The sequence below is a fragment of the Roseococcus sp. GW821-FHT12F05 genome (genome assembly GCF_058806835.1).
In genome coordinates this window covers 1-2,728 of record NZ_JBXAQB010000041.1, presented here as the reverse complement: position 1 = coordinate 2,728, position 2,728 = coordinate 1, and the positions used below count along the sequence as shown (strand labels likewise).

General features: G+C 70.9%; 4 protein-coding genes. All 4 read left to right on the top strand.

All coding sequences use genetic code 11. The features are described 5' to 3' along the window. Window positions 1-713 (top strand): dTDP-glucose 4,6-dehydratase (locus AC1ROY_RS33940; RefSeq protein ID WP_493153375.1); only part of this gene is annotated, 713 nt, incomplete at its 5' end. Continuing rightward, window positions 710-1,591 carry a glucose-1-phosphate thymidylyltransferase RfbA gene (rfbA, locus tag AC1ROY_RS33935; RefSeq protein WP_493153374.1) on the top strand — a complete coding sequence of 294 codons (882 nt, stop codon included), beginning with the start codon at window positions 710-712 and terminating at the stop codon, window positions 1,589-1,591. The genes AC1ROY_RS33940 and rfbA, both read left to right, overlap by 4 nt. After that, the gene (rfbC, locus tag AC1ROY_RS33930; protein WP_493153373.1) at window positions 1,588-2,154 is read left to right on the top strand and encodes a dTDP-4-dehydrorhamnose 3,5-epimerase; all 567 of its coding nucleotides are present in this window, start codon (window positions 1,588-1,590) and stop codon (window positions 2,152-2,154) included. Before rfbA ends, rfbC begins: the two co-directional genes overlap by 4 nt. Beyond that, window positions 2,154-2,728 (top strand): SDR family oxidoreductase (locus AC1ROY_RS33925; protein WP_493153372.1); only part of this gene is annotated, 575 nt, incomplete at its 3' end. The genes rfbC and AC1ROY_RS33925, both read left to right, overlap by 1 nt.

The window sequence follows — 2,728 nt, the reverse complement described above, 5'->3', positions numbered from 1 at the left end:
CCGCCTTCCGCTTCCACCACGTCTCCACCGACGAGGTCTTCGGCTCGCTCTATCCCGGCGACGCACCCTTCACGCCTGAGACGCCCTACGATCCGCGCAGCCCCTACTCCGCGAGCAAGGCGGCCTCCGACCATCTCGTGCGCGCCTGGAACCACACCTACGGCTTCCCGTCCTTCGTCTCCAACACGACGAACAACTACGGCCCCTGGCAGTTCCCGGAGAAGCTGATCCCGCTCGTCACCCTGAACGCGCTGGAGGGCAAGCCGCTGCCCGTCTACGGCGAGGGCACCAACGTACGCGACTGGCTGCATGTCGAGGACCATGCCGAGGCGCTGGTGCTCGCGCTGCTGAACGGCCAGCCCGGCGCGACCTACTGCATCGGCCCGCGGCAGGAGCGCACGAACCTCGAGGTCGTGCGCGGCATCTGCGACGTGCTCGACCGCCTGCGCCCCGATCCCGCCGGCCCGCGCGAGCGACTCATCACCTACGTGCGCGACCGGCCCGGCCACGACTTCCGCTATGCGATGGATCCCTCGGGCGCCGAGACCGCGCTCGGCTGGAAGCCGCGCTACGGCTTCGAGGCCGGGCTGGAGCACACCATCCGCTGGTATCTCGACAACGAGGCCTGGTGGCGGCCCATCCGCGACAAGGCCTATGCGGGGCAGCGCCTCGGAACTGACGCCGCTCCGCGGCAGGGGGGCGTGAAGGCATGAAGGGCATCATCCTCGCGGGCGGCTCCGGCACGCGGCTGCACCCGATGACGCTGGCGGCGAGCAAGCAGCTCCTGCCGGTCTACGACAAGCCGATGGTCTACTACCCGCTGGGCACGCTCATGCTGGCGGGCATCCGTGACATCCTGTTGATCTCCACCCCCGCCGACCTGCCGAGCTTCAAGCGGCTGCTGGGCGACGGCAGCGCCTTCGGCGTCACGCTCACCTATGCCGAGCAGCCCTCGCCCGACGGGCTCGCCCAGGCCTTCCTGATCGGCGCGGACTGGATCGGCGGCGAGGCCTGCGCGCTGGCGCTGGGCGACAACATCATCTACGGCGAAGGCCTCTCGGACCGGCTGCTGAGCGCGGCCGACTGGGCCACCAAGGGCGAGGCGACGGTCTTCGGGTACCGCGTCGCCGATCCCGAGCGCTATGGCGTGGCCGAATTCGACGCGAAGGGCCGCGTGATCTCGCTGGAGGAGAAGCCGCTCGTCCCCAAATCCGACTGGGCGGTCATCGGCGTCTACTTCTACGACAAGCGGGTGACCGAGCTCGCGCGCCAGGTGGTCCCCTCCGCGCGCGGCGAGCTGGAGATCACCGACCTCAACGCGATCTACATGAACGACGGCACGCTGCGCGCCGAGCAGCTCGGCCGCGGCTGCGCCTGGCTCGACGCCGGCACGCCCGCGAGCCTGCTGCAGGCCGCGACCTTCGTGCAGACGGTGCAGGAGCGGCAGGGCCTGCAGGTCGGCTGCCCCGAGGAGATCGGCTATCGCCGCGGCTTCCTCACCGCCGACGAGCTGCGCGCGCGCGGCAAGGCGCTCGGCAAGACGGCCTATGGCCGCTACCTCATCGAGATCGCCGAGGGAGAGCACGGGTGAACGTCACGCCGCAATCCATCCCGGAGGTCCTGCTCATCGAGCCGCGCCGCTTCGGTGACGCGCGCGGCTTCTTCAGCGAGGTGTGGAAGCGCAGCGCGCTGAAGGCGGCGGGCTTCGAGGTGGATTTCGTGCAGGACAACCACAGCCTCTCGCGCGAGGTCGGCGTGCTGCGCGGGCTGCACTTCCAGCGGCCGCCCTCGGCGCAGGGCAAGCTCGTGCGCGTGGTGCGCGGCCGCATCCTCGACGTCGCCGTCGACATCCGCGTCGGCAGCCCGACCTACGGGCAGCACGTGGCGGTCGAGCTCTCGGCGGAGAACTGGCAGCAGCTCTGGGTGCCGCGCGGCTTCGCGCACGGTTTTCTCACGCTCGAGCCGGACACCGAGGTGCTCTACAAGGTCGACGCCGAATACGACGCCAAGGCCGATGGCGGCATCGCCTGGGACGATCCGGCCTTCGGCATCGCCTGGCCCGCGCCGGCGGGCGGGCCGGTGCTCTCCGACAAGGACCGCGCGGCGCCGCGCCTCGCCGACATCGCGCCGCCCTTCCCCGCGGGATCCGTCTGATGCGGCGCATCCTGGTCACCGGCAAGGGCGGCCAACTCGCCACCGGGCTGGAGGAGAGCCTGCCCGCGAAGGGCTTCGAGGCGCTGCTGGTGGGCCAGCCGGAATTCGAGTTCGACAGGCCCGAGACGGTCGTCGCGCATTTCGCGGAGCTGAAGCCCGAGGCGGTGGTGAACTGCGCCGCCTGGACCGCCGTGGACGCCGCCGAGGATGATGAAGCGGGAGCCTTCCGCGCCAATGCGCTGGGGCCGGCATTGATCGCGCGACTCTGCGCGGAGGCGTCGATCCCGCTCATCCAGATCAGCACCGACTACGTCTATGACGGGCTGAAGGGCGCGCCCTATGTCGAGACCGATGCGCCCAACCCGCTCGGCGCCTATGGCCGCACCAAGCTCGCCGGCGAATGGGCCGCGCTGGCCGCGAACCCGCAGACGGTGATCCTGCGCACCGCCTGGGTCTTCGCCCCGGTCGGCAAGAATTTCGTGAAGACCATGCTGGCCGTGGGGGCCACGCGGCCGGAGCTGCGCGTGGTGGCCGACCAGCACGGGCATCCGACCGCCGCGCCCGACCTCGCGGA